Below are 22,065 nucleotides of genomic sequence, written 5' to 3' on the forward strand. Positions count from 1 at the left end.
GATGCGCATCGATGATCTGCTGTTCAGCCAGGGCTTCGGCACCCGCCGGGTCTGCGCCGGCCTGGTGGCCGCGGGCCAGGTGCGGGTGGCCGGCGCGGTGGTCACCGATCCGACGCAGGCGTTCGAGCCAGAGGGCCTGCAGTTCGCCGTCGATGGCCAGGCCTGGACCTGGTACGCCACCGCCCTGGTGCTGCTGCACAAGCCGGCCGGCTATGAATGCAGCCAGAAGCCCAAGCACCACCCCAGCGTGATGCTGCTGCTGCCGCCGCCGCTGCGCCAGCGCGGTGTGCAGCCGGTGGGCCGGCTGGACCAGGACACCACCGGCCTCTTGCTGCTGACCGACGACGGCACGCTGATCCACCGCCTCACCTCGCCCAAGCACCATGTGCCCAAGGTCTACGAGGTGCAGACCGCCCGGCCGGTGGAGGCCGCCCAGGTGCAGCGCCTGCTGGACGGCGTGGTGCTGGACGACGACCCCAAGCCGGTGCGCGCCGAAGGCTGCGTGGCCACCGGCGAGCACGCGCTGCGGCTGACGCTGGTGCAGGGCAAGTACCACCAGGTCAAGCGCATGGTGGCGGCGGTGGGCAACCACTGCGAGGGCCTGCACCGCAGTGCTTTTGGGGCACTCACGCTGGCCGACGGCCCGGCACCAGGCCAGTGGCGCTTCGTCACCGACACGGAGCGCGCGGCGCTGGTGGCCAAGCGGCCTGGCTGAGCGGTCGCGGTCAGAAGCGCTGGCGCCAGCTCAGGCCCAAGGCCAGGTCGGGGCTGGCGCGTTCCCAGCCGCCGGTGAGGTGCAGCTGCCAGCGCCGGACGCCATCGCGCCAGGCCAGGTGCAACGTGGCTTCGCCCAGCGGGCCCAGGCGGCCGATGGCTTCGCGCCAGTCGATGCCGGCACCCAGTTCCCAGGCGGGTGACAGCGCGCGCTGCACGCCCACACCGCCATACCAGGGGTTGCGGTAGGGATGGAAGCCCGCTGGATCGCCGGTGTGGCGCCAACCCAGGTGGGCCAGCCACTGCGCGCCGGCGGCGTTGTGGTCCAGATCGACCTGCAGCGCCACATCACGCCCGCCGGTGCCCAGGCCGCGGCCGGCGTCGCCGCTGGCCAGCTTGAACTTCAGCACCAGGTCCAGCCCCGGCCAGGCGTCGGCCTCGCGCAGCGCCAGGCGGCCGCGCCACCACACATCGCCCAGGCCCTGCACCTGGCTGCCGCCGGCGCCATTGGCCTCGGGCAGGCCGCTGCCACCGGGGTTGTGCACCCGCAGCCAGGGCAGCTGCACGTCGATCCACCAGCCCGCGCCGTGGTAGCGGGCGGCCAGCGTGGTCTGGTCAATGGTGGTGCGGCTGGCCTCGCCGTAGCGGCCCTGCGACCGCTCGTGGGCCAAGCGCAGATCGATCCGGCCCGGCGCGGGCTGGGCCGCCGCCAGGGCCGGCAGCAGGGCCGCCAGCAGCGCAGGCCAGACGCGGCGCACCGACATATCAGCCGATCTTCTCGGGCTTCTCGGCCTTCTCGGGCTTCTCCGCCTTTTCCGGCTTCTCGGCCTTCTCAGGCTTCTCCACCTTTTCGGGGCGCTCGGCACGGGCCAGCAGCAGCGCCGGCGCCAGGCCCACCTTCTCGGGCTTCTCGGCCTTCTCGGGCTTTTCGGGCTTTTCCGCCTTCTCCGGCTTCTCGGCCTTCTCTGCCTTCTCGGCCTTTTCCGGGCGCTCGGCACGGGCCAGCAGCTGCGGCAGCGCGGCGTCGGTGCCCAGGGTCTGGCGGGGCGTCGGGGCGGCTTGCACGGCGGCCGACAGCAGGCCCAGCAGCAGCGCCGACATCAGGGTGGAACGGGTCATGGCAATCCTCTTGCATCGGTGGGAGGGATGCGCCCCACCGGCTGGTGGGGCGCGACATCCACCGGTCCTGGTGGCGTCGCTTAACAGAGGTGTTAGGTCGCCTGGAAATACCTGCCGATCTGCAAGCAGTTGTGACAGCGCCGTTGCCGGCGCAGCGCGCTCAGCGGCAGCGCTTGGGGTCGGCGGACAGCTGGGCCAGCGCGGCGGCCACATCCAGCTGCAGCTGGCGGCCACCCGACAGCTTGCTGCCGCTGGCAACCAGGCACCTGGCCAGGTCGCGCGCGGGCAGCTGCGGGAAGCGCGCGCGCACCAGCGCGGCGGCGCCGGCCACCAGCGGCGTGGCCATCGAGGTGCCGCTCCAGGTCGCATAGCCGCCGCCCGGCACGGCGCTGGTCACCCGGTCGCCCGGCGCGGCCAGGCTGATCCAGTTGCCGCTGTTGGAGAAGGACGCCAGCCGGCCCTGGGCATTGCTGGCCGCCACCGACAGCAGGCCGTAGGCGGATTCGGCCGCCGGCCAGGTGCGCAGGCTGGCGCTGCCATCGTTGCCGGCGCCGGCCACCACCACCGTGCCGCCCTGGGCGGCGCAGCGCTGGCGGTCGCCGTTGTAGCCGGCATCGCTGGTGTCCACCGCCGGATCGGGTGCATCGCCGGGGGCGATCAGGCTGCAGTTCACCAGCTGGTCGATGGTGCGCATCAGCTGGCTGGGCTGCAGGCCGGTCAGGCTCAGGTTGATGACCTGGGCGCCATCGGCGGTGGCCGGGTTGTGGTCGGGGTCGATGGCATGCAGCATGGCTTCGGCCAGCACCCAGGCATTGCCCTGGCCTTCGGCATCCAGCACCCGCAGCGGCAGGATGCGGGCGCCCGGCGCCACCCAGGCCACCAGGCCCGCCACATGGGTGCCATGGCCGTAGCCGGCCTGCGTCGGCTGGGCAGTCTCGGACGGATCGGCATCACCATCGACGAAGTCCCAGCCCGGCAGCATGCGGCCGGCCAGCACCGGATGCGCCAGGTCGAAACCGGTGTCCAGCACCGCCACCGTGGTGCCGCTGCCGCTGGACTGGGCCTGGGCCCGTGGCAGGCCGATGGCCGCGCCGGCCCACTGCGCCGCGTAAGCCTGGGCGCTGCCGATGGTCCAGACATTGTTCTTGACCGACTCCGGGCTGGCGCGGCGCAGGTTGGGTTCGGCCACCAGGACACCGGGCTCGGTGGCCAGCGCGTCCACCACGGCGCCGACATCACCGCCGGCCGGTAACTTCAGCCGAAAGATCGGCCGTGCCCCGAAGCGGCCGACCAGGCTCAGACCATGCCTGGTCTGCAGCGGCGCCAGGTCGCCCGGGCTGCGCAGCACCAGCACCACCTCACCGGGCTCGGCGCTGACCGGGGTGCCGGCTGCCGCAGGCCCGGCCGACAGCGCGGCCAGCACCGCGGACACCGCGGCAGACAGGGGGAGGTGGCGGGCTGTGGTCATGGTGGTTCCGGAGCGGGGGATGCGGACAGAGCAGGCTGGCGGCCGCCAGATACCACGGCCCCCTTGAACGGGTGGGATCAAGCCAGTGGTGCCGCCTGAAATTGCAAAACCTGCATGTTGACGCGGGAACCGCCCCGGTTCATCCCGCACCACCTGAAACAAAGGGTGTCACCAGCCGCCGAACAGCACGAATCCGGACCAGAACGCCGGATGCGGGTGGCGGCACATCACCGCGGTCTGGGCATCGCCCAGGGCCTGGGCGGGCGACAGGCCACGCTGCAGGCCGCGGTAGAAGTGGTCCATGAAGACGGCGGTGATGGCGTCGTCCACCGGCCACAGGCTGGCCAGCACCCGGGCCGCGCCGGCCACCAGGAAGGCGCGCACCAGACCCACCTGCTCGTCCCTGCCGGCATGGCCGGCCAGGCCGGTCTCGCAGGCGCTGAGCACCACCGTGCCGGCGCGCAGGCGCAGGGCCTCGGCACGCTCGGCGGTCAGCGGACCGTCGTGCAGGTGCAGGGCCGAGAACATCGGGTTGTCGCCGCGGAACTGGGCATGGCAGGCCAGGTGCAGCACGTCGGCCTCGGCGGCATGCTGCTGCAGCACGGCCAGGCTGGCATCGGTGCCGGTGAAGGCCTGGCCCTGGGGGAACAGCGCGGCCACCTGGGCCGCCTCGGCGCCGGCATGCGGCAGGCGGCTGCTCTCGCCCAGTGCCAGCACCCGCGTCGGCGGCACCGGCGGGCGCTGCAGGCCGTGCAGCGCCACCTGCACGCTGGGCGCCTGCGCCAGCAGGTGGCGCTGGGCCAGGCAGGTCAGGCCGTCGTGCAGGGCGGCGAACGGCAGGCCGGCCAGGCCCTCGGCCGGCACCAGCAGCACGCGGCGGGCGTCGGTCAGGGCATCGGCCAGCGGCGCCCACACCAGCGCATGCAGAGCCTGCAGCCGCTGCTGCACCCGCCGCTCCAGCAACGGCAGCTGGTCCTGCAGCGGCGCGGCGCCGTGGCGCAGTGCATCCAGCTGGAAGCGCGCCAGCCGCCAGGCGGCCTGCACCGCCTCCACCGAGGCCACCCGGCGCAGCACCTGCACGCCGCGCCGCCGCACGATGCACACCAGCAGCTCGTCGCCCAGGCGGGCCTGCACCACCAGCGCATCGGCCGGCTGCAGCGCCGCGCGCAGCGCCGGCACGCTGAGGTGGCCCCGGCTGGCGCCCGGCACGACCGGACGGGCCAGGCGCTGGCGGCGCACCTGCTCCAGCAGATCGCGCTCGGCCCGGTGCAGGGTCTCGGCGAGGGACGCGGTGGGGCTGCCTTCGTCGGCCTGGCGCTGCAGGCGGCGGTGCAGCCACTGCAGGCGGGCGCGCAGGGCGTCGGCCTCGGCATCGTCGCCCGGGGCGGCACCGGCGCGCAGGCGCTCGGCCAGTGCGCGGGCGCGCACCGAATCCAGCCGCTGCAGCACCCGGCTGGCCGTGGCGTTGCCGGGCTGGGCGTCGTGTGCCTGCAGTGCCAGCGCCAGCAAGCCCTGGTACGGCGCCAGGTGGTCGGCAAAGAACGCGCCGCGCAACTCATCGCCGGGCAGCGCCCGCCACTGGGATTCGAAGCGCTCCACCGCGGCCTGCAGGGCCCTTGCGGCGGCACCGTCATCGCCCTGCGCCAGTGCCGCCAGACCCACGCCGGCCTGGCCGCGGATCTGCAGGCCGCGGGCATGCAGCGCCTGGGCCTGGCGCAGGCTGCGGGCATACAGCACACGCGCCGCCCCGGCGTCGCCCTGGCGCAGCAGGGCGTCGGCCTCCACCAGGGCAGCCCGCACCGCCCCCTCGGGCTGACCGGCCTGGGTGAACAGCACGGCGGCCTGGGCAGCGTGGCCCTGCGCCTGGGCCGCCGGGGCGGCGCCGGCATCACCGGCCGGAACGGTGCCCTGTCCGACGGGCCGCGCGGGCGCCAGCGTTGCAGCGCGGTCCAGCGCCAGTTCGGCCTGGGCCAGCGCCACCGCGGCCTGGCCGGGCACCGACGCCTGCGCGGCGAACTGCGTTGCCGCCTCGGCCAGGGCCTGGGCCGCCAGCGGCGGCTGGCCCAGGCCCGACAGCGCGCGCCCGCGCTGCAGCGCCGTCCAGGCGCGGTCGTCGGGCATGTCCAGCGCGGCCATCGCCGCCAGCGCGCGGTCGTACAGGGCCAGGGCCTCGGGCAGCAGGTGCAGCGCCAGGTAGGCATCGGCCAGCTGCTTCTCGGCAATGGCGCTGTGCTGCGGCAGCGCCAGCTGGGCATAGCTGCGGCGGGCACGCTCCAGACCGGCCAGCGCGGCGTCGTAGTGGCCGCGGGCCAGGTCCAGCAGGGCCATGGATTCATCGGCCAGCGCCTGCATCAGCGGCAGGCCGTGCTGGCCGGCGCGCATGCGGGCGCGGCTGTAGATGCGGGCGGCCTCGTCGAAGTCGGCCTGGGCGCTCAGCGCATCGCCCAGGCCGATGTCGGCCATCACCGAGTGCTCGGTGTCGCGCGCCCGGGCGAACAGCACCGCCGCCTGGCGGTAGTGGCGCGCGGCGTCGGCATGGTCGTCGCGCCGCATGTGCATGCTGCCCAGGTTCAGGCTCAGGCGGCTGGCGGCGGCCAGGTCGCCCAGGCTGACGAAGACCTGGCGGGCGGCGGCGCCGCAGGCCTCGGCCTGGTCATGCTGGCCCAGCATCGACAGCGCCATCACCTTGGGCACCTGGGTCTGGGCGGCTTCCAGCGGCCGGCCCAGCCGCTGCCACAGCGCGGCGGCGGCATCCAGCTGCGCCACCGCCTCGGCCATGCGGCCCTGGTTCAGCCGCACCACGCCGGCCGTCCAGCGCGCCAGGGCCTGCACCTCGTCGAGCCCGGGCGAGGCATCGGCCAGCTGCTGCAGATCGGCCGCCGCCTCGGCGGCGCGCTGGGGCGCGCTGGTCCAGGCGGCGTAGCACTGCTGCTTCAGGTCCCAGGCGCGCGCCAGGGCAGCGGCCGCGTCGGGGCCCCGTGCCTCCGGCTCCAGGGAGGGTCCGGCGTCGGCTGTCTGCACCATGTCGACATCATCCCAGGCGCGGCGCGCCCAGGTCGATGTCGGGCAGCACCACCAGGGCGTCGGCGGTCGCCAGGCTCAGGCGCCAGGCGCCCGCGGCCACGCCGTCGAGGTGGAATTCACCCAGGCCGTCCAGGCTGGCGCGGTGGCCGTCGGCCTGGCCACCGGCGGGCTGCAGCAGGATCTGGCCGGTTTCGTCCGGGCCCAGCACCTGGCCGGCCAGCGACCAGCCGCCGCCCGGGTGGCGGGTGATGCGCAGATCGACATCACGGCCCTCGGCGCTGAACAGCAGGTGGCGGCTGTCGTCGGCACTGCCGCGCATGCCCAGCGCCTGCGGCGGCAGGGCCCAGCTGTCGAAGCGCAGCACCGCGGCCACCCGGCGCAGCGCGGCGGCCAGCGGCGCGGTGGCCGGTTGCGCCTGCCACAGCGCGAAAGCGGCGTGCAACAGCGCCGGCGGCGCGTCGGGCAGGGCCTGGCGGGCGCGGTGGGCCAGGGTGGCCAGGGCGTCGTCGGACAGCGGGTGCTCAGGCGTCATGGCGGTCAGGTCAGGAGGGGCGGCGGGGCGGTGCACGGTGGGGCAGGCGGTCAGGGCTTGCTCACACAGAGCCGGCCGCCGGCGCGGAAATACATGCTGTCACCAAGTTTTTCATGCCGGCCATCATTCCAGCAGCGCACGCAGCTTGCCCAGGCAGCGGGCACGGGTGGGGCCGATGCTGCCCACCGGCAGGCCGAGGCGGCGGGCGACCTCCTCGTACGGCACACGTTCGTCGCTGTCGGTGAACAGCAGGCCCAGCAGGTCGCGGCAGCGGCTGTCCAGGCGGTCGAGTGCGCCGCGCACCGCATGCAGCTGCTGCAGGTCGTCGAGATGCTGCTCCGGGCCGTCGGTGTCGTCGGCGGCCTCCCAGTCGGGCACGGCCTCGCCGTCGTCGCCCTCGCGGTGCATCGACACGGTGCGCTGGGCGCGGCGGCGCTGCAGCAAGGCCTCGCGCTTGGCGGTGGTGACGATCCAGGCCTGCAGCCGGCTGGGGTCGGTCAGCCTGGGCAGGTGCTGCAGCAGGCGGGAGAACACGGTCTGGAACACATCGGCCGCGGCATGCTCGTCGTCGCCCATGCGGCGCACGATGGCGTAGACCAGCCGCTGGTAGCGCATGACCAGTGCCTGCCAGGCGCCGGCGTCACCCTGCCGGCAGCGCGCGACCAGGGTGGCGTCGTCGTCAGGGGTGGGCGCAGGCGCGGGAACGGGCGGCATGGCAGACAGCATCGGCAGTCGGCGGATGTTCGCACGCAGGGCCGGCGGCCCGGCACGGCGTCAGCCTGCCGCCTGCTGCCAGCGTGCGAACTGCACCACTTCGTCGGCCACCAGGGCGCAGGCCTGCAGCGCCGCCGGGTCGGCGTCCTGGCCAGGGCCGCCGAACGGCCTGGCCGACGCATTCAGCGTGGCGCCGAAGGGCGTGGGCCAGCCGCGCAGTGCATGCACCAGCGCGCGCACCGCCGCCAGCGTGCTGCCCATGGCCTGGGCACCGTCGGCACAGACGATGCAGCCCACCGCGCGGCCCGACAGGTAGACGCGGCTGTCGCCGCGCAGGTCCTCGGTGAAGTCCAGCGCGTTCTTCACCAGGCCGGAGATGCCGCCGTGGTAGGCCGGCGTGGCGATCAGCAGGCCGTCGGCGCGGCGCAGCGCGTCGACCAGCGCCAGCGCGGCCGGGCTGCGCTCGCTGCGGGTGGGGTCGAAGATGTCGGCCGGCAGCTGGGCGCCGCCGAGCAGCAGGGTGTCGCAGCCCTGCTCGGCCGCCCGTGCCAGCGCCACCTGGAGCGCGCGCTCGGACGTGGAGCCGGGCCGGGTGGTGCCGCCGAGGCCGACGATGAAGGGAACAGTGCGCATGGAGGCCTTGGAGACAGCAGTGGACAGGACGGCAAACCGCCGCAGTCTAGCCGCCGGGCGGGCGGCCAATCTGCACAGGTGGGCGGCGGCAGCGCCAGGGTGACCGCGGCACGGCCCGGATGGACAGCCCCGATTCCGGGCAGTACAACAACCGGCCGGTGTCTTCAGGGGCCGGGCCCCGCCGGCAACCACCCAAGGAGACAAGTGCAATGAGCCATCGGATGAAGTTCGGCGTGTTCCTGGCCCCGTTCCACAAGCCAGGCATCAACCCCACACTGGCCCTGGAGCAGGACCTGGAACTGGTGCAGTGGCTGGACCGCTGCGGCTACGACGAAGCCTGGTGCGGCGAGCACCATTCGGCCGGCACCGAGATCTCGGCCAGCCCGGAGATCTTCATGGCAGTGGCGTCGCAGCGCACCAGGCACATCAAGCTGGGCTCGGGCGTCACCAGCGTCAGTTACCACAACCCGCTGTGGGTGGCCGAGCGCATCGTGCAGCTCGACCACCTGACCCGCGGCCGGGTGATGCTGGGCCTGGGCCCGGGCTCGCTGCCGTCGGACGGCATCATGGTCGGCCTGTCGCAGACGCAGACCCGCCCGCTGCTGGAAGAAGGGCTGGACATCATCATGCGCCTGCTCACCACCGAGGAACCGGTCACCTTCAAGAACGACCGCTGGGACCTGCGCGGCGCACAGCTGCACCTGAGGCCCTACAGCAATCCGCTGTTCGACGTGGCGATCCCGGCCGTGGCCTCGCCCACCGGGCCGAAGCTGGCGGGCAAGTACGGCTGCGGCCTGCTGTCCATCGGCGCCACCACCGCCGCGGGCTTCGACGCGCTGGCCCTGCACTGGGATGTGATGGAGGCTCAGGCCGCCCACTACAAGACCCGGGTCGACCGCAACAAGTGGCGCCTGGTCGGCATGGTGCACTGCGCCGAGACCATGGACCAGGCCTACCGCGACGTGGAATACGGCATGGCCCACTGGTTCGACTACTTCCAGGCCGTGGCTGCCTTCCCGCAGATGGCGGTGCCGGGCAGCAACGTGAAGGAGATGATCTCCTTCGTCAACGACTCGGGCTTCGGCGCCATCGGCACGCCCGACATGGTGAACAAGCAGATCGAGCGGCTGTGGAAGCAGAGCAACGGCGGCTTCGGCGCCTACCTGATGCTGGCCCACAACTGGGCCAACTTCGACGCCACCCGCAAGAGCTACGACCTGATCGCCCGCCATGTCTTCCCGCAGTGGCAGGGCCAGATGAGCACGCTGGCCGCGGCCGAGCGCGCCCGCGCCGCCCGGCCCGAGCTGGCGGCCATCCACAGCCAGGCGGTGGAGGCGGCCACCCAGCGCTACGCGGCCGAGGCGGCGGCGCGCACGCATTGAGCGCAGGCGCGGTTCAGGGCGCCATTCAGGGCGCCTTGCTGCGCACGCCCTCGAAGACCACCTCGGTGCGGCGGTTGCGGGCACGGCCGGCCTCGCTGGCGTTGTCCGCCACCGGGTTGGCCGGGCCGCGGGCGGCGGTCTGCACCAGCTCGGCTGGCAGGCCCTGGCGCACCAGCGCGTCCTTCACCGCCGCGGCGCGGCGGGCGGCCAGCTGCTGGTTGTAGGCCGGCGTGCCGACGCTGTCGGTGTGGCCGACCGCCGTCACCGTCTGCCAGCTGACGCCCTGCATGCGCCCCACCTCGGCCAGCAGGGCCTGGCGGTCGGCCGGCGACACCGTGTCCGCATCGAAGGCGAAGCGTGCCTCGGCACGCACCACCACCTTCTCCAGCGGCGGTTGCTGCGCCTGCGCGGTGGTGGCCAGTGCCGTCAGGCACAGCGCCAGCGTGGCCATGGCGTGTGTCGGCCGCGCCGTGGCCTGGTGCGGCATGGGGATCGGAAGCAGGGACAACATCATCGGGGGCCTTTCGGAGCGGAGTGGGACGGGAGATCGGGGCGGTCGGGGCCGGCGTCGGCCACCAGGGTGCCGTCTGCAGTGGGCGGCGTGGCCGGGCAGGCACGCCACGCCTCGGCGGCGCTGTCCACCAGCGGCCAGCCACTGGTGAGCACCTGGCCGGGCTGCCAGCCGCGCCAGGCCGGGTCGCCGCCCTGCTGCAACGCCGGCAGCGTGCGGCACAGCGCCTGCGCCAGCCGCTGCAGGGCGTCTTCATCGCCAGCGCCGGGCGATGCCACCAGGAAGCTGACCAGACCCGGCGTGGGCTGGCGTCCGCCCGGGCCGTCCACCGACAGCGGCAGGTGCTGGCGCAGCGCCCGCTGGCCGGCGGGGTCGGTCGCCACCAGTGGCAGCAGGCGGTACTGGTCGGCCAGCCCCGGTGGCACGGCATCGGTCCAGGGGCGACCGGGCCGCCCGACGGTCAGCAGCACCTCGTCGTCGGCCTGCGGCAACAGCGGCGGGGCACCCTCGGCGGCATGCAGCAGGGCCGGCGCATCGGCGCCGAACATCGCCTGCAGCAGGCCGCGGGCGCTCAGCGCATCGGCGCTGCCGGCACCCGCCACACGCACCCGCTGGCCACGCACCTGGTGCAGGGACACCAGGGACGAACTGCTGCGCACGATGGCCAGCAGCGGCTCGGTGTACAGCGGCGTCAGCAGCCGCGGCGCCAGCGCCGGATCGGCCTCGCGGGCCGCCCGCAGGGCGTCGTAGCGCACCACCAGCAGGCCGGGGCCATGGCGCAGGCGCTGCAGCCCTTCGGCCCAGTCGCCGGTCATCTGCGGCGCCAGCCACACGCCGGCGGCCGGCCCCACCCGTCCCGCCAGATCGGCCACCGGCTGGGGCAGGCCGCCCGGCGACGCGGCCACCATCAGCGGCCAGGCGCTGGCGGTGGCGTTGGCCACGGGCACCGCGGTCGGGGCGGCGGGCGCCGGCGTGCCGGCCTGCGCCAACACCACAGCGGTCTTCGGCGGCGACGCTGCCGCGACCCGGCCGCCGGTGAGGTTCCAGGCCAGCAGACCGGTGGCCGCCAGACCCAGCAAGCCCAGCGCCCAGGCCGGCGCCGGCCGCATGGCCGGCCAGGGCTGCGCCGGGGCGGGGACGGTTGTCGCGGCCAGCGTGGGCGGCGCGGCAGCGGCGCCTTGCCGCGGCGCACCGGGTTGCGCCGCTGCGGCAGCCACCGTCTGTCCGTCGGGCGGCCAGTGCACCAGCAGGTCGTCCACCGGCAGGCCCTGCATGCGCACCAGCTCCAGCAGCGGCAGGCTGCCGGCATCGATGGCCAGCAACACCTGCACCGGACGCCGGTCGCGTCCGTCCAGGGCCCAGAAGCCCTGCGCCAGTGCCTGCAGCCAGGCCGCGGCGGCGGGGTCGTTGCCGGCATCCCGCAGGGCCGCGCCCAGTTGCGGCATCACCAGCAGAACCCGGTCGTCGCGGCCGGGCGGGCGCCAGTCCAGGGCGCCGCTGCGCGCCATCGGCGCCCAGCCGTCGAAGAAGGCGGCGGCTTCCGACTGGCGCTGGTGGCGCCGGTCCGGCACGGTGTGCGCCGCGGCCTGCCACACGCCATTCAGCGGGTCAATGTCGCTGTCGCGGCGGCCCAGCAGCGCCATCAGGCCTTGCCGCAGCAAGCCGGCGATGTCCAGGTCGTCGGGCACCACCAGCACGGTCAGGCGCTGGGCGCGCAAGTGGGTGGCCAGCCAGCGCATGGTGGCAACGTGGCGGCCGGGGCCGGCAGAAGCGTGGGGCGTTGAAGGGTCGGTGGCCATGGCGCGCAGGATCTCAACAGGTTCTGCCAACCTCATACGCAGCCCGGGCCGGGCCGGATGCACCGGAGCGCCGCCAGGCCTGCCGCGGCATCGCGATAATCGGGTGATGCGGGTATTCAGAGGTCTGGAGGGGGCGGCTGCCATGCACGGCGGCAGCGCGGCGGCGGCCGGCTGTGCCGTGACCATCGGCAATTTCGACGGCGTGCACCGTGGTCACCAGGCCATGCTGGCGCTGCTCAACAGCGAGGCGCGCCACCGCGGCGTGCCCAGCTGCGTGCTGACCTTCGAGCCCCATCCGCGCGACTATTTCGCCCGCCTGGCCGGCCAGCCGGCCCAGGCACCGGCGCGCATTGCCACGCTGCGCGACAAGCTCAGCGAGCTGCAGCGCTGCGGCGTGCAGCAGGCGGTGGTGCTGCGCTTCGACGCCCGGCTGGCCGCGCTGAGCCCCGACGACTTCATTCACCAGGTGCTGCTGCGCAGCCTGCGCGCCCGCTACGTGCTCGTGGGCGACGACTTCCGCTTCGGTGCCCGCCGCGCCGGCGACTACGCCATGCTCGATGCCGCCGGCGATGCCCACGGCTTCGACGTGGCCCGCATGCTCAGCTACGAGGTGCATGGCCTGCGCGTCTCGAGCTCGGCCGTGCGCGAGGCGCTGGCCGCCGGCGACATGCCCCGCGCCGCCGCGCTGCTCGGCCGGCCCTATGCCATCAGCGGCCATGTGGTGCACGGCCGCAAGCTGGGCCGCACGCTGGGTTTCCGCACGCTGAACCTGCGCTTCGGCCATGCCAAGCCGGCGGCGATGGGCATCTTCGTGGTCGAGGTGCTGGGCCTGGGCGACCGCCCGCTGCCCGGCGTGGCCAGCCTGGGCGTGCGGCCCACGGTGGAGGACGCCGGCCGCGTGCTGCTGGAAACCCACTGCCTGGACTGGCCCGCCGGGCTGGCACCCGAAGGCGCCTACGGCCGGCTGATCAGCGTGCGCCTGCTGCACAAGCTGCATGACGAGCGCAAGTACGCCTCGCTCGATGAACTGCAGGCCGGCATCGCCCAGGACACCGCCGACGCCCAGGCCTGGTTCGCCGCCCGGCGCTGACCCCACCCTGCCCCAGGAGCTCCGATGCGCGCCGACCCCACGATCACCGATCTCGACGCGCTGGCCCTGTCGCGCGCCATCCACGCCAGAGAGGTGTCCTGCCGCAGCGTGATGGCGGCCTACCTCGACCGCATCCACCGGCTGAACCCGGCGCTCAACGCGATCGTCAACCTGGCGCCCGACGACAGCCTGCTGGCCCAGGCCGACGCCTGCGATGCCGAGCTGGCCCAGGGCCGCAGCCGCGGCTGGATGCACGGCCTGCCGCAGGCCATCAAGGACACCGGCCATGCGCTGGGTTTTCCCAGCACGCTGGGCTGCAGCCTGCTGAAGGACGTGATGCCGACGCAGGACAGCCTGATGACCGCGCGCATGAAGGCGGCCGGCTGCATCGTCGTCGGCAAGACCAACATGCCCGAGTTCGGCCTGGGCTCGCACACCTTCAACGACCTGTTCGGCGCCACGCCCAATGCCTGGGATGCCGCGGTGACGGCCGGCGGCAGCAGCGGCGGCGCGGCGGTGGCCTTGGCCCAGCGCCTGCTGCCGGTGGCCGACGGGTCGGACTTCATGGGCTCGCTGCGCAACCCGGCGGCCTGGGCGAACATCTTCGGTCTGCGGCCCAGCCAGGGCCGGGTGCCGTTCTGGCCGGCGGCCGACACCTGGGTGGCCCAGCTGGGCACCGAAGGCCCGATGGCCCGCACCGTGGCCGACCTGGCGGCGCTGTTGTCCACCCAGGCCGGCGCCGACCCGCGCACGCCGCTGGCCATTGCCGAGGGGCCGCAGACCTTCACCGTGCCGCAGGGCCAGGCCGCGCTGGAAGCCTTGAGCGGCCTGCGCGTGGGCTGGCTGGGCGATCTGCAGGGCCATCTGGCGATGGACGACGGCCTGCTGCCGGTGTGCGAAGAAGCCCTGGCCCGCATGGCTGCGCAGGGCGCCATCGTCGAGCCCACGCCGCTGGGCTTCTCGGCCGACGCACTGTGGCAGGCCTGGCTGGTCTGGCGCCGCGCCCTGGTCGGCCCCAAGGTGGCGGCACTGCTCAAGCAGCCCGGCGCCCGCGCCCACATCAAGACCGAGGCGCTGTGGGAGCACCGCCAGTCCACCACGCTGGGTTTCCTGGACTTCATGGCCGCCAGCGAGGTGCGCACCGCCTTCCACCAGCACCTGCTGGGCCTGTTCCAGCGCTTCGACGTGCTGGCCCTGCCGGCCACCCAGGTGTGGCCCTTCCCCATCGGCCAGCGCTGGCCGCGCAGCATCGCCGGCCGCACCATGGACACCTACCACCGCTGGATGGAGGTGACGCTGTACGCCACCTTCGCCGGCGCGCCGGCCATCAGCGTGCCGGCCGGATTCCATGCCAACGGCCGCTGGCCCGCCGGCCTGCAGCTGATCGGCAGGCCGCAGGGCGATGCCGCGCTGCTGCGGGTGGCCGCCGGTTGCGAGGCCGCGTCGGCCAGCCTGCTGGCGCGCCGCCCGGACGCGCCCGCCTGAGCAGGCGGCGGCTGCAGCACAATTCCAGGGCCTGGGCGCCGTCGGCCCGCGTGGCATCCCTGCCGTGACCGACCTCACCACACCCACCTCCCGCACGCCGACGCTGATGACGGCGCTGGCCTATGTGCTGGCCGGCAAGCTGGCGCTGCTGCTGGCGGTCGGGCCCAGCAGCGCCACGCCGCTGTATCCCGGCGCCGGCATCGCACTGGCGGCGGCACTGGTGTACGGCCGGCCGGCGCTGCTGGGCGTGCTGGTCGGCGCCTTCCTCGTCAACCTGCCGCTGGGCGATGCGGCCGCCTTGTCCAGCCTGCCGGCGCTGGCTGCCGCGACCGTCAGCGCCGTGGGGGCAACGCTGCAGGCCGCCGTCGGCGCAGCGCTGGTGCGCTGGCGCATGCCCGGGCCGCTGCGGCTGGCCGAGCCGCGCGATGTGGCGCAGTTCTGCCTGTTCGGCGCCTCGCTGGCCTGCCTGATCAACGCCAGCCTGTCGGTGCCGGTGCTGGTGGCCCTGGGCACGGTGCCGGTGTCGGCCCTGCCGTTCACCTGGTGGACCTGGTGGGTGGGCGACACCCTGGGCGTGCTGATCGGCGCGCCGATCACGCTCACGCTGATCGGCCGGCCGGCGGCAGACTGGGTCGGCCGCCGGCTGACGGTGGCGCTGCCGCTGCTGGCGGCCACCGGGCTGCTGGCGGTGGCCACGGTGCTGGTGATGCGCTGGGACCAGCAGCGCAGCCAGAGCGTGTTCGAGCGGGATGCCGCCGCCGTCGCCGCCGCCATCGAGGCCCAGTTGCGCCACGCCAGCCTGGCACTGGAGGCCCTGCGCGGGCTGATGGTCGGTTCCGACGATGTCAGCCCGCAGGAACTGCGGCGGGCCGCCGAGCCCTGGCTGGCGCTGCCGATCCAGCTGCAGGCCCTGGGCATCAGCCAGCGGGTGCCGCGGCAGGACCTGGCGGCGTTTGAAGCCCAGGTGAGCCGCCAGCTGGGCCGGCCCTACCAGGTGTTCGACCGCCTGTCGCCGGCGGCGGCGGCACCGGGCCAGGCCTCCAGCGTGGCGGCCCGCGACACCGCCGATCCGGCCGACCCGGACGTGGTGGCCATCCGCATGATCGAGCCGCTGGCCAGCAATGCCGCGGCGCTGGGCGTCAATGCACTGTCTATCCCCGCGGCCCGCGAGGCCATCCTGCGCGCCGCGGCCAGCGATGCGCCGGCGGCCACCAGCGGCTTCCTGCTGACCCAGGAGCCCGGTCAGCAGACGGGTGTGGTGCTGTACCGGGCGCTCTACGGCACCGTCCTGCCACCGACAGCCACCGCAGCGGAACGCCGCGCCGCACTGACGGGCGTGGCCTTCGTCACCATGCGCATGCAGCGCTCGGTCGAAGCCGGCATGCAGCAGGCCCTGCCCTACCTGCGCTGGTGCCTGTTCGACACCAACCCGGCCGCTGCGCGGCCGCATCTGGCCGGCGACACCGGCTGCGAGACCGCCGCCCCGCTGCCGCTGCAGCGCGAGACCACCATCGCGCTGGGTGGCCAGCGCTGGCTGCTGCGCATCAGCGCCGAGACCGGCACCGTCCCCGATGCCGGCCACAGCAATGCCTGGCTGTTCTCCACCGTCGGGTTGCTGTCGATGACCATGCTGGCGGCGTTGCTGCTGACGGTCACCGGCCGCACCCGGCGCATCGAGGACGCGGTGGACGAGCGCACCGCCGACCTGCGACGCGAGGCCGCCGAGCGGCAGCAGGCCGAGTCGGCGCTGCGCGCCAGCGAGGAGCGCTTCCGCAACATCTTCGACCATGCACCGATCGGCATCGTCTACGCCGACCTGGAGGGCCGCCTGCGCGACGCAAACCCGCGGCTGCGCGAGATGCTGGGCTACCGCGGCCAGGCGCTGTCCGAGCGCAGCCTGGCCGAGCTGACCCACCCTGATGAGCGCGCCGAGGACGCCGACGGCCTGGCCCGGCTGCTGGCCGGCGAGCTGCAGGAGTTCGAGCGCAATTCGCGCCTGGTGCACCGCGACGGCCAGACGCTGTCGGTGCGCATGAACTGGAGCGTGCTGCGCGGCCCCGACGGGTTGCCGCAGCGCCTGGTGGCCGTGGTCGAGGACATCACCGAGCAGTTGCGCCGCCAGGATGCCGAGCGCGGCCGGCAGGCGGCCGAATCGGCCAACCTGGCGAAGAACGAGTTCCTCTCGCGCATGAGCCACGAGCTGCGCACGCCGCTGAACGCCATGCTGGGCTTTGCCCAGCTGCTCGATCTGGACACCCGGCCGGCGCTGGCGCCACACCAGCATGCCTGGGCCGGCCAGATCCTGCAGGCCGGCTGGCACCTGCTGGAGATGATCAACGACACGCTGGACCTGTCGCGCATCGACGCCGGCATGCTGCGCATGACGTTGGCGCCGGTGCCGCTGCGGGCGCTGGTGCAGCAGTGCGTGGGCATGATGGAGCCGGCAGCGGCGCGGCGCGACATCGGCATGCAGGTGCTGGTGCCCGACGACCGGCTGCAGGTGCTGGGCGACGAAACCCGGCTCAAGCAGGTGCTGACCAACTTGCTGTCGAACGCGGTGAAGTACAACGTGCCGGGCGGCCAGGTGGTGGTGCACAGCCAGCGCCAGGCCGACGGCACGGTGGCGCTGCGGGTGCTGGACACCGGCCTGGGACTGACCGATGCGCAGATGGCCAGCCTGTTCCAGCCGTTCAACCGGCTGGGGCGCGAGCAGGGCGACATCGAAGGCACCGGCATCGGCCTGGTGATCAGCCGCCGGCTGGCCGAGCTGATGGGCGGCAGCCTGGAGGCCGAGCGCACCGAGGGCCAGGGCGCCACCTTCGTGCTGACGCTGCCGGTGGCGCCGGCCGACGCCGGCCCCGACGCCGCGGCGCCCGCGCCCGACCTGCTGGACGTGCCCTACCGGCGACGCCGTGTGCACTACATCGAGGACAACGAGACCAATGTCGAGGTGATGCGCGGCATCCTGGCGCAGCGCCCGCAGATCGCCATGAGCGTCTCGACACTGGGGCTGGACGGCCTGACCGCGGTGCGCAGCCGCCGGCCCGACCTGGTGCTGCTGGACATGAACCTGCCCGACGTGGACGGGCTGGAACTGCTGCGCGAGCTGCAGCGCGACCCGGACTGCGCCAGCATCCCGGTGGTGGTGGTGTCGGCAGACGCCACGCCGGCGCGCATCGAGGAGGCGCTGGCCAGCGGCGCCCGCCGCTACATGACCAAGCCGCTGAACCTGGGCAGCTTCCTGGGCATGCTCGACGAGCTGCTCGAAGGCATCGACAGCCGGTATGGCTGAGCCCGGACACAAAGCCTCCTGAGGAGGGTTTGTGCCTGGCGAAGCGGCCGAGCTCTGCGAGGCCGTGGGTAGGTTCAGGACTGCGCCTTGGCCGTCGGTGCATCCTTGGCCGGCTTCTTCGGCGCCGCCTCGCGCACCGGCTTGGCAGCGGCAGCCACCGGGGCGTAGGCGGCACCGGCCACCGTCAGCCCGTTCTGCGACAGCCGGGCCGCATTGCCCGGGCCCATGCCCGACACCCGCTCGACCAGGTCCTGCCAGCTCTTGAAGCTGCCCTGCTGGCGGGCGGTGAGGATCTTGCCCGACAGCGCCGGGCCGATGCCCTTGACGGCTTCCAGCTCGGCCGCGCTGGCCTGGTTGACGTCGGCCGCGGCGGCGCCCTGGCCGGCCAGCAGGGCCAGGGTGGTGACGATGGCGGTGATCAGGGAACGGATCATGGTGGGCTCCTGGGGTGGTTGGTGGATCAACCCGGGGCCTGTTGCCTGCCGGGTTGGAAGCCATTCTGCGAACCGGCCCCGGTCCTGACACTCCCTCCGGGGTGGGTGCCGAGGTGGGCCCACCAAGGGGAGAGGCCACCTGGAACGCATTTAGCACTCACCGACCAGGAGTGCTAATATTCCTGCAACCAAGTCCTCCGGACCCTGTCAGAGGTACCCATGAACCTGTCCTCCACCGCCAACACTGCCCTGTCTGTCCGCGATCCGTGGGCCCTGGTGCCGTCTCTCGGCAACCTGGATGCCTACATCTCGGCCGTGAACCGGCTGCCGATGCTGACGCAGGAAGAGGAAACCCGCTTCGCCCGCCGCCTGCGGGATGACGCCGATGTCGAATCCGCCGGCCGGCTGGTGCTGTCGCACCTGCGCCTGGTGGTGTCGGTGTCGCGCCAGTACCTGGGCTACGGCCTGCCGCACGGTGACCTGATCCAGGAAGGCAACGTCGGACTGATGAAGGCCGTCAAGCGCTTCGACCCCGAGGCCGGCGTGCGTCTGGTCAGCTACGCGCTGCACTGGATCAAGGCCGAGATCCACGAGTACATCCTGAAGAACTGGCGCATGGTCAAGCTGGCCACGACCAAGGCCCAGCGCAAGCTGTTCTTCAACCTGCGCTCGATGAAGCAAGGCCTGAAGAGCGACGCCAGCGACGCCAACGCCCACCGCAACAACCTGTCGGCCGCCGAGATCGACAGCGTGGCCCGCGCGCTGAACGTCAAGCCGTCCGAGGTGATCGAGATGGAAACCCGCCTGTCGGGCGGTGATGTGGCGCTTGAGCCGCAGACCGACGACGGCGAGGAGAGCTACGCCCCGATCGCCTACCTGGCCGACGACAGCAGCGAGCCCACCCGCGTGCTGGAAGCCCGCCGGCGTGATGCCCTGTCCAGCGACGGTCTGGTGCGCGCGCTGGCGGTGCTGGACGACCGCAGCCGCCGCATCGTCGAGGAGCGCTGGCTGAAGGTCAACGACGACAGCTCGGGCGGCATGACGCTGCACGATCTGGCAGCCGAATACGGCGTCAGCGCCGAGCGCATCCGCCAGATCGAGGTGGCGGCGATGAAGAAGATGCGCAAGGCGATGGAAGCGGCCTGATCAGCCTGCCTCAGCCAGCAGCAGCTTCAGGTCGTCGGCCAGCGCCTGGGCGCCACTGCCGTAGCGGGTGAACAACCGCACCCGGCCGGTGGCATCGAAGATGTACGAGCCGGCGGTGTGGTCCACGGTGTAGCTGGTGTCGGTCTTGCCCGGCACCTTGTTGTAGAACACCTTGAACTCCTTGGCCGCGGCTTGTGTCTGCTCCGGCGTGCCACGCAATCCGACGATGTCGGGGCCGAAGTTGGCGGCGTAGGCCTTCAACAGTTCGGCCGTGTCGCGCACCGGGTCGACGGTGACGAAGATGCCCTGCACCTTGGCGCCGGCCGGTCCCAGGCTGCGCTTGACCTCGGCCAGCTCGGCCATGGTGGTGGGGCAGACATCGGGGCATTGGGTGTAGCCGAAGAACACCACCACCACCTTGCCCTTGTAGTCGGACAGGCTGCGGGGCTGGCCGTCGGGATCGCTCAGCGTCAGGCTGCGGGCGTACTCGGCGCCGGTGATGTCGATGGCCTTGAAGGCAGGCTTGCTGCCGCCGGGCAGGACGCCGTCGCAACCAGCCAGCGCAGCAGCCGCGGCCAGCAACAGCGCGCGGCGCGCGGGGATCGGGGTCAGAGCCATGGCAGGGTGTAGTGGTCGATCAGCAGCGCCGCGAACAGCAGCGACAGGTGCCAGATCGAGAAGCGGAAGGTCTTGCGCGCCAGCGCGTCGCTGTAGTTGCGCCACAGCATCCAGCCGTAGACGATGAACCACACCCCCAGCACCACCGCGGCGGCCAGGTACAGCCAGCCGCTCATGCCGATGATGAAGGGCAGCAGCGTGGCGGCGAACAGCACCAGGGTGTAGAGCAGCACGTTCAGGCGTGTGAAGTCGCTGCCATGGGTGACCGGCAGCATCGGAAGGCCGGAGCGGCGGTAGTCTTCCACCCGGTACAGCGCCAGCGCCCAGAAGTGCGGCGGCGTCCACAGGAAGATGATCAGCACCAGCGCCAGCGCCTCGGGGCCGACATCGTTGCGCATGGCGGCCCAGCCCAGCAGCGGCGGCATGGCGCCCGAAGCGCCGCCGATGACGATGTTCTGCGGCGTCATCGGCTTGAGCACCACGGTGTAGACCACCGCATAGCCGACGAAGGTGGCGAAGGTCAGCCACATCGTCAGCGGGTTCACCCACCAGTACAGCAGCGCACTGCCCAGGCTGCACAGCACGGCCGAGAACAGCAGGGCCTGGGCGGTGCTGAGCTCACCCTTGGCGGTGGGGCGCCACGCGGTGCGGGCCATCTTGCTGTCGATGGCCTGCTCGACCAGGCAGTTGAAGGCCGCCGCGGCGCTGGCCACCAGCCAGATGCCGACGGTGGCCGGCAGCGCCAGCTGCAGGCTGGGCCAGCCGGGCTCGGCCAGCAGCATGCCGATGACCGCGCAGAAGACGATCAGTTGCACCACCCGGGGCTTGGTCAGCGCCAGGTATTGCCGCACGCGGCTGGCCGCGGGGCTGGGAGATAGGACGGAGGCAGTCATCGGCAGAACCGCGGATTCTAGGAGGCCCGCGGCTGGCGGGCGCCAACCGCACCACCGCCCGCGGGCCGGCGGGCGACCGCCGGTGCCAAGGCCGTCACGCTCTGCGCCTGCCGCAGCCGCGCCCACAGCGAGGTCAGCACCGCCACCAGGCCGGCCGCGCCGACGCTGTGGGCCAGCGCCGCGGCAATCGGCCAGCCCAGCACCACGTTCGACAGCCCGCTGGCCAGCTGCCACAGCAGCAGGCCGCCCAGCGCCAGCGCATAGCGGCGGCCGACGGCATCGCCGCTGCGGCGCAACGCCACCGCCAGCGCCACGAGGGCCAGCACCAGCACCACCGCGAACAGCCGGTGCGCCATGTGGATGGCCACCAGCGCATCGAACGGCAGCGCGCCGCCCTGCCCCGTCTGGCCCAGATGGCGCAGCAGGGTGAAGCCGTGGGCGGCGTCCATCTGCGGCCACCACTGGCCGTTGCAGGTGGGGAAGCCCTGGCAGGCCAGCACCGCGTAGTTGGTGCTGACCCAGCCGCCCAGGGCGATCTGCATGACCACCAGCGCCAGAACCACCGCCACCCAGGCCGGTGCCAGCCGCTGCCGCGCCACCGCCAGCGGGCGGGCGCGGAAGGACTCATGCTGCAGCACGAGCAGGGCCAGCAGCAGCTGCGCGCCCAGCAGGTGCAGCGTGACGACCGCCGGATAGAGCTTCAGCGTGACGGTGTACTTGCCGAACGCCCCCTGCACCAGCACCCAGAACAGCGTGGCCGTGGCCCACCATGGCGAGTGCGGCAGCTGGTCGCGGGCACGCCAGGCCATGGCGGCAGCCACCAGGATCAACGCGCCCACCGCCATCGCCAGGTAGCGGTGCAGCATCTCGATCCAGGCCTTGCCGTGGGTCACCGGCCCGGTGGGCTGGGCGGCCTGGGCGGCGCTGATCTCGGCCTTGGCGCCCCAGGGACTCAGTTCGCCGTAGCAGCCGGGCCAGTCGGGGCAGCCCAGGCCGGAGTCGGTGAGCCGGGTGAAGGCGCCGACTGCGATCAGGTCGACGGTGAGGAACAGGATCAGCGCGGTCAGCGCGGCCAGCTTGCGCGGCAGCGGCGCACCGCGCTGGCGCAGCCACCACCAGGACAGTGGCAGCAGCGCGATCACCGCAGCCAGGCCCAGCAGGCGCAGCAGCGGGCTCCAGTCGATCAGGGCGTGGGCAGCATCCATGGCGCG

General features: G+C 73.2%; 19 protein-coding genes. 6 read left to right on the plus strand and 13 right to left on the minus strand.

Annotated features, from left to right (window positions below):
* The first annotated feature begins 1 nt into the window (after position 1).
* Complete coding sequence (locus FFT10_RS06650) at positions 2-715, plus strand: 16S rRNA pseudouridine(516) synthase (protein ID WP_137731982.1); 714 nt, start codon at positions 2-4, stop codon at positions 713-715.
* 10 nt (positions 716-725) lie between these two features.
* Here the strand turns inward: FFT10_RS06650 and FFT10_RS06655 are convergent, their stop codons facing one another.
* The 7 genes from FFT10_RS06655 to FFT10_RS06685 form a co-directional block, all read right to left on the minus strand.
* On the minus strand, positions 726-1,478 hold the full coding sequence (locus tag FFT10_RS06655) for a hypothetical protein (RefSeq protein ID WP_137731983.1): 753 nt from the start codon (positions 1,476-1,478) through the stop codon (positions 726-728).
* Between the two features lies 1 nt (position 1,479).
* Entirely contained in the window at positions 1,480-1,833 is a 354-nt protein-coding gene (locus tag FFT10_RS06660; RefSeq protein ID WP_137731984.1) for a hypothetical protein, read from the minus strand.
* 160 nt (positions 1,834-1,993) lie between these two features.
* Positions 1,994-3,301, minus strand: a complete 1,308-nt coding sequence (locus FFT10_RS06665) for a S8 family peptidase (protein WP_137731985.1) — start codon at positions 3,299-3,301, stop codon at positions 1,994-1,996.
* 168 nt (positions 3,302-3,469) lie between these two features.
* The gene (locus tag FFT10_RS06670) at positions 3,470-6,325 is read right to left on the minus strand and encodes a CHAT domain-containing protein (RefSeq protein WP_137731986.1); all 2,856 of its coding nucleotides are present in this window, start codon (positions 6,323-6,325) and stop codon (positions 3,470-3,472) included.
* Between the two features lie 7 nt (positions 6,326-6,332).
* The gene (locus tag FFT10_RS27640) at positions 6,333-6,857 is read right to left on the minus strand and encodes a hypothetical protein (RefSeq protein WP_154694081.1); all 525 of its coding nucleotides are present in this window, start codon (positions 6,855-6,857) and stop codon (positions 6,333-6,335) included.
* Positions 6,858-6,980: 123 nt separating this feature from the next.
* Positions 6,981-7,571: an RNA polymerase sigma factor gene (locus FFT10_RS06680; RefSeq protein ID WP_162520710.1), complete on the minus strand. Its 591-nt coding sequence runs from the start codon at positions 7,569-7,571 to the stop codon at positions 6,981-6,983.
* A gap of 60 nt (positions 7,572-7,631) precedes the next feature.
* The gene (locus tag FFT10_RS06685; protein WP_137731988.1) at positions 7,632-8,204 is read right to left on the minus strand and encodes an NADPH-dependent FMN reductase; all 573 of its coding nucleotides are present in this window, start codon (positions 8,202-8,204) and stop codon (positions 7,632-7,634) included.
* 209 nt (positions 8,205-8,413) lie between these two features.
* Between FFT10_RS06685 and FFT10_RS06690 the strand changes: the two genes are divergently transcribed.
* Complete coding sequence (locus FFT10_RS06690) at positions 8,414-9,586, plus strand: LLM class flavin-dependent oxidoreductase (RefSeq protein ID WP_137731989.1); 1,173 nt, start codon at positions 8,414-8,416, stop codon at positions 9,584-9,586.
* Positions 9,587-9,611: 25 nt separating this feature from the next.
* On the opposite strand, the gene FFT10_RS06695 is transcribed toward FFT10_RS06690, so the two are convergent.
* Both FFT10_RS06695 and FFT10_RS06700 read right to left on the minus strand, forming a co-directional pair.
* On the minus strand, positions 9,612-10,100 hold the full coding sequence (locus FFT10_RS06695; RefSeq protein ID WP_137731990.1) for an OmpA family protein: 489 nt from the start codon (positions 10,098-10,100) through the stop codon (positions 9,612-9,614).
* On the minus strand, positions 10,097-11,836 hold the full coding sequence (locus FFT10_RS06700) for a hypothetical protein (RefSeq protein ID WP_137731991.1): 1,740 nt from the start codon (positions 11,834-11,836) through the stop codon (positions 10,097-10,099). The genes FFT10_RS06695 and FFT10_RS06700 overlap by 4 nt, the downstream gene beginning before the upstream one ends.
* A gap of 166 nt (positions 11,837-12,002) precedes the next feature.
* Between FFT10_RS06700 and FFT10_RS06705 the strand changes: the two genes are divergently transcribed.
* The 3 genes from FFT10_RS06705 to FFT10_RS06715 all read left to right on the plus strand — a co-directional run bounded on the left by FFT10_RS06705 (position 12,003) and on the right by FFT10_RS06715 (position 17,763).
* Positions 12,003-12,986: a bifunctional riboflavin kinase/FAD synthetase gene (locus tag FFT10_RS06705; protein WP_137731992.1), complete on the plus strand. Its 984-nt coding sequence runs from the start codon at positions 12,003-12,005 to the stop codon at positions 12,984-12,986.
* 24 nt (positions 12,987-13,010) lie between these two features.
* The gene (locus FFT10_RS06710) at positions 13,011-14,471 is read left to right on the plus strand and encodes an amidase (RefSeq protein ID WP_137731993.1); all 1,461 of its coding nucleotides are present in this window, start codon (positions 13,011-13,013) and stop codon (positions 14,469-14,471) included.
* Between the two features lie 64 nt (positions 14,472-14,535).
* Complete coding sequence (locus FFT10_RS06715) at positions 14,536-17,763, plus strand: CHASE domain-containing protein (RefSeq protein ID WP_228026980.1); 3,228 nt, start codon at positions 14,536-14,538, stop codon at positions 17,761-17,763.
* 74 nt (positions 17,764-17,837) lie between these two features.
* On the opposite strand, the gene FFT10_RS06720 is transcribed toward FFT10_RS06715, so the two are convergent.
* The gene (locus FFT10_RS06720) at positions 17,838-18,197 is read right to left on the minus strand and encodes a ComEA family DNA-binding protein (protein ID WP_137731994.1); all 360 of its coding nucleotides are present in this window, start codon (positions 18,195-18,197) and stop codon (positions 17,838-17,840) included.
* 219 nt (positions 18,198-18,416) lie between these two features.
* Between FFT10_RS06720 and rpoH the strand changes: the two genes are divergently transcribed.
* Positions 18,417-19,343 carry an RNA polymerase sigma factor RpoH gene (gene rpoH / locus FFT10_RS06725; RefSeq protein ID WP_137731995.1) on the plus strand — a complete coding sequence of 309 codons (927 nt, stop codon included), beginning with the start codon at positions 18,417-18,419 and terminating at the stop codon, positions 19,341-19,343.
* Here rpoH and FFT10_RS06730 read toward each other — a convergent pair whose 3' ends face one another.
* Genes FFT10_RS06730 through FFT10_RS06740 form a run of 3 tightly spaced genes read right to left on the minus strand, consistent with a single transcriptional unit; the run spans position 19,344 to position 22,059 of the window.
* A complete protein-coding gene (locus FFT10_RS06730) occupies positions 19,344-19,961 on the minus strand; it encodes an SCO family protein (protein WP_137731996.1) in 618 nt (205 codons plus the stop codon).
* Positions 19,952-20,854, minus strand: coding sequence for a heme o synthase (cyoE, locus tag FFT10_RS06735; RefSeq protein WP_137731997.1), 903 nt, complete (start codon positions 20,852-20,854; stop codon positions 19,952-19,954). Before cyoE ends, FFT10_RS06730 begins: the two co-directional genes overlap by 10 nt.
* Positions 20,855-20,871: 17 nt before the next feature.
* Positions 20,872-22,059 (minus strand): COX15/CtaA family protein, encoded by a 1,188-nt coding sequence (locus FFT10_RS06740; RefSeq protein WP_137731998.1) that lies wholly within the window; start codon positions 22,057-22,059, stop codon positions 20,872-20,874.
* Between the last annotated feature and the right edge of the window lie 6 nt (positions 22,060-22,065).

This window comes from Pseudaquabacterium pictum (genome assembly GCF_005403045.1).
Classification (GTDB): Bacteria; Pseudomonadota; Gammaproteobacteria; order Burkholderiales; family Burkholderiaceae_C; genus Pseudaquabacterium; species Pseudaquabacterium pictum.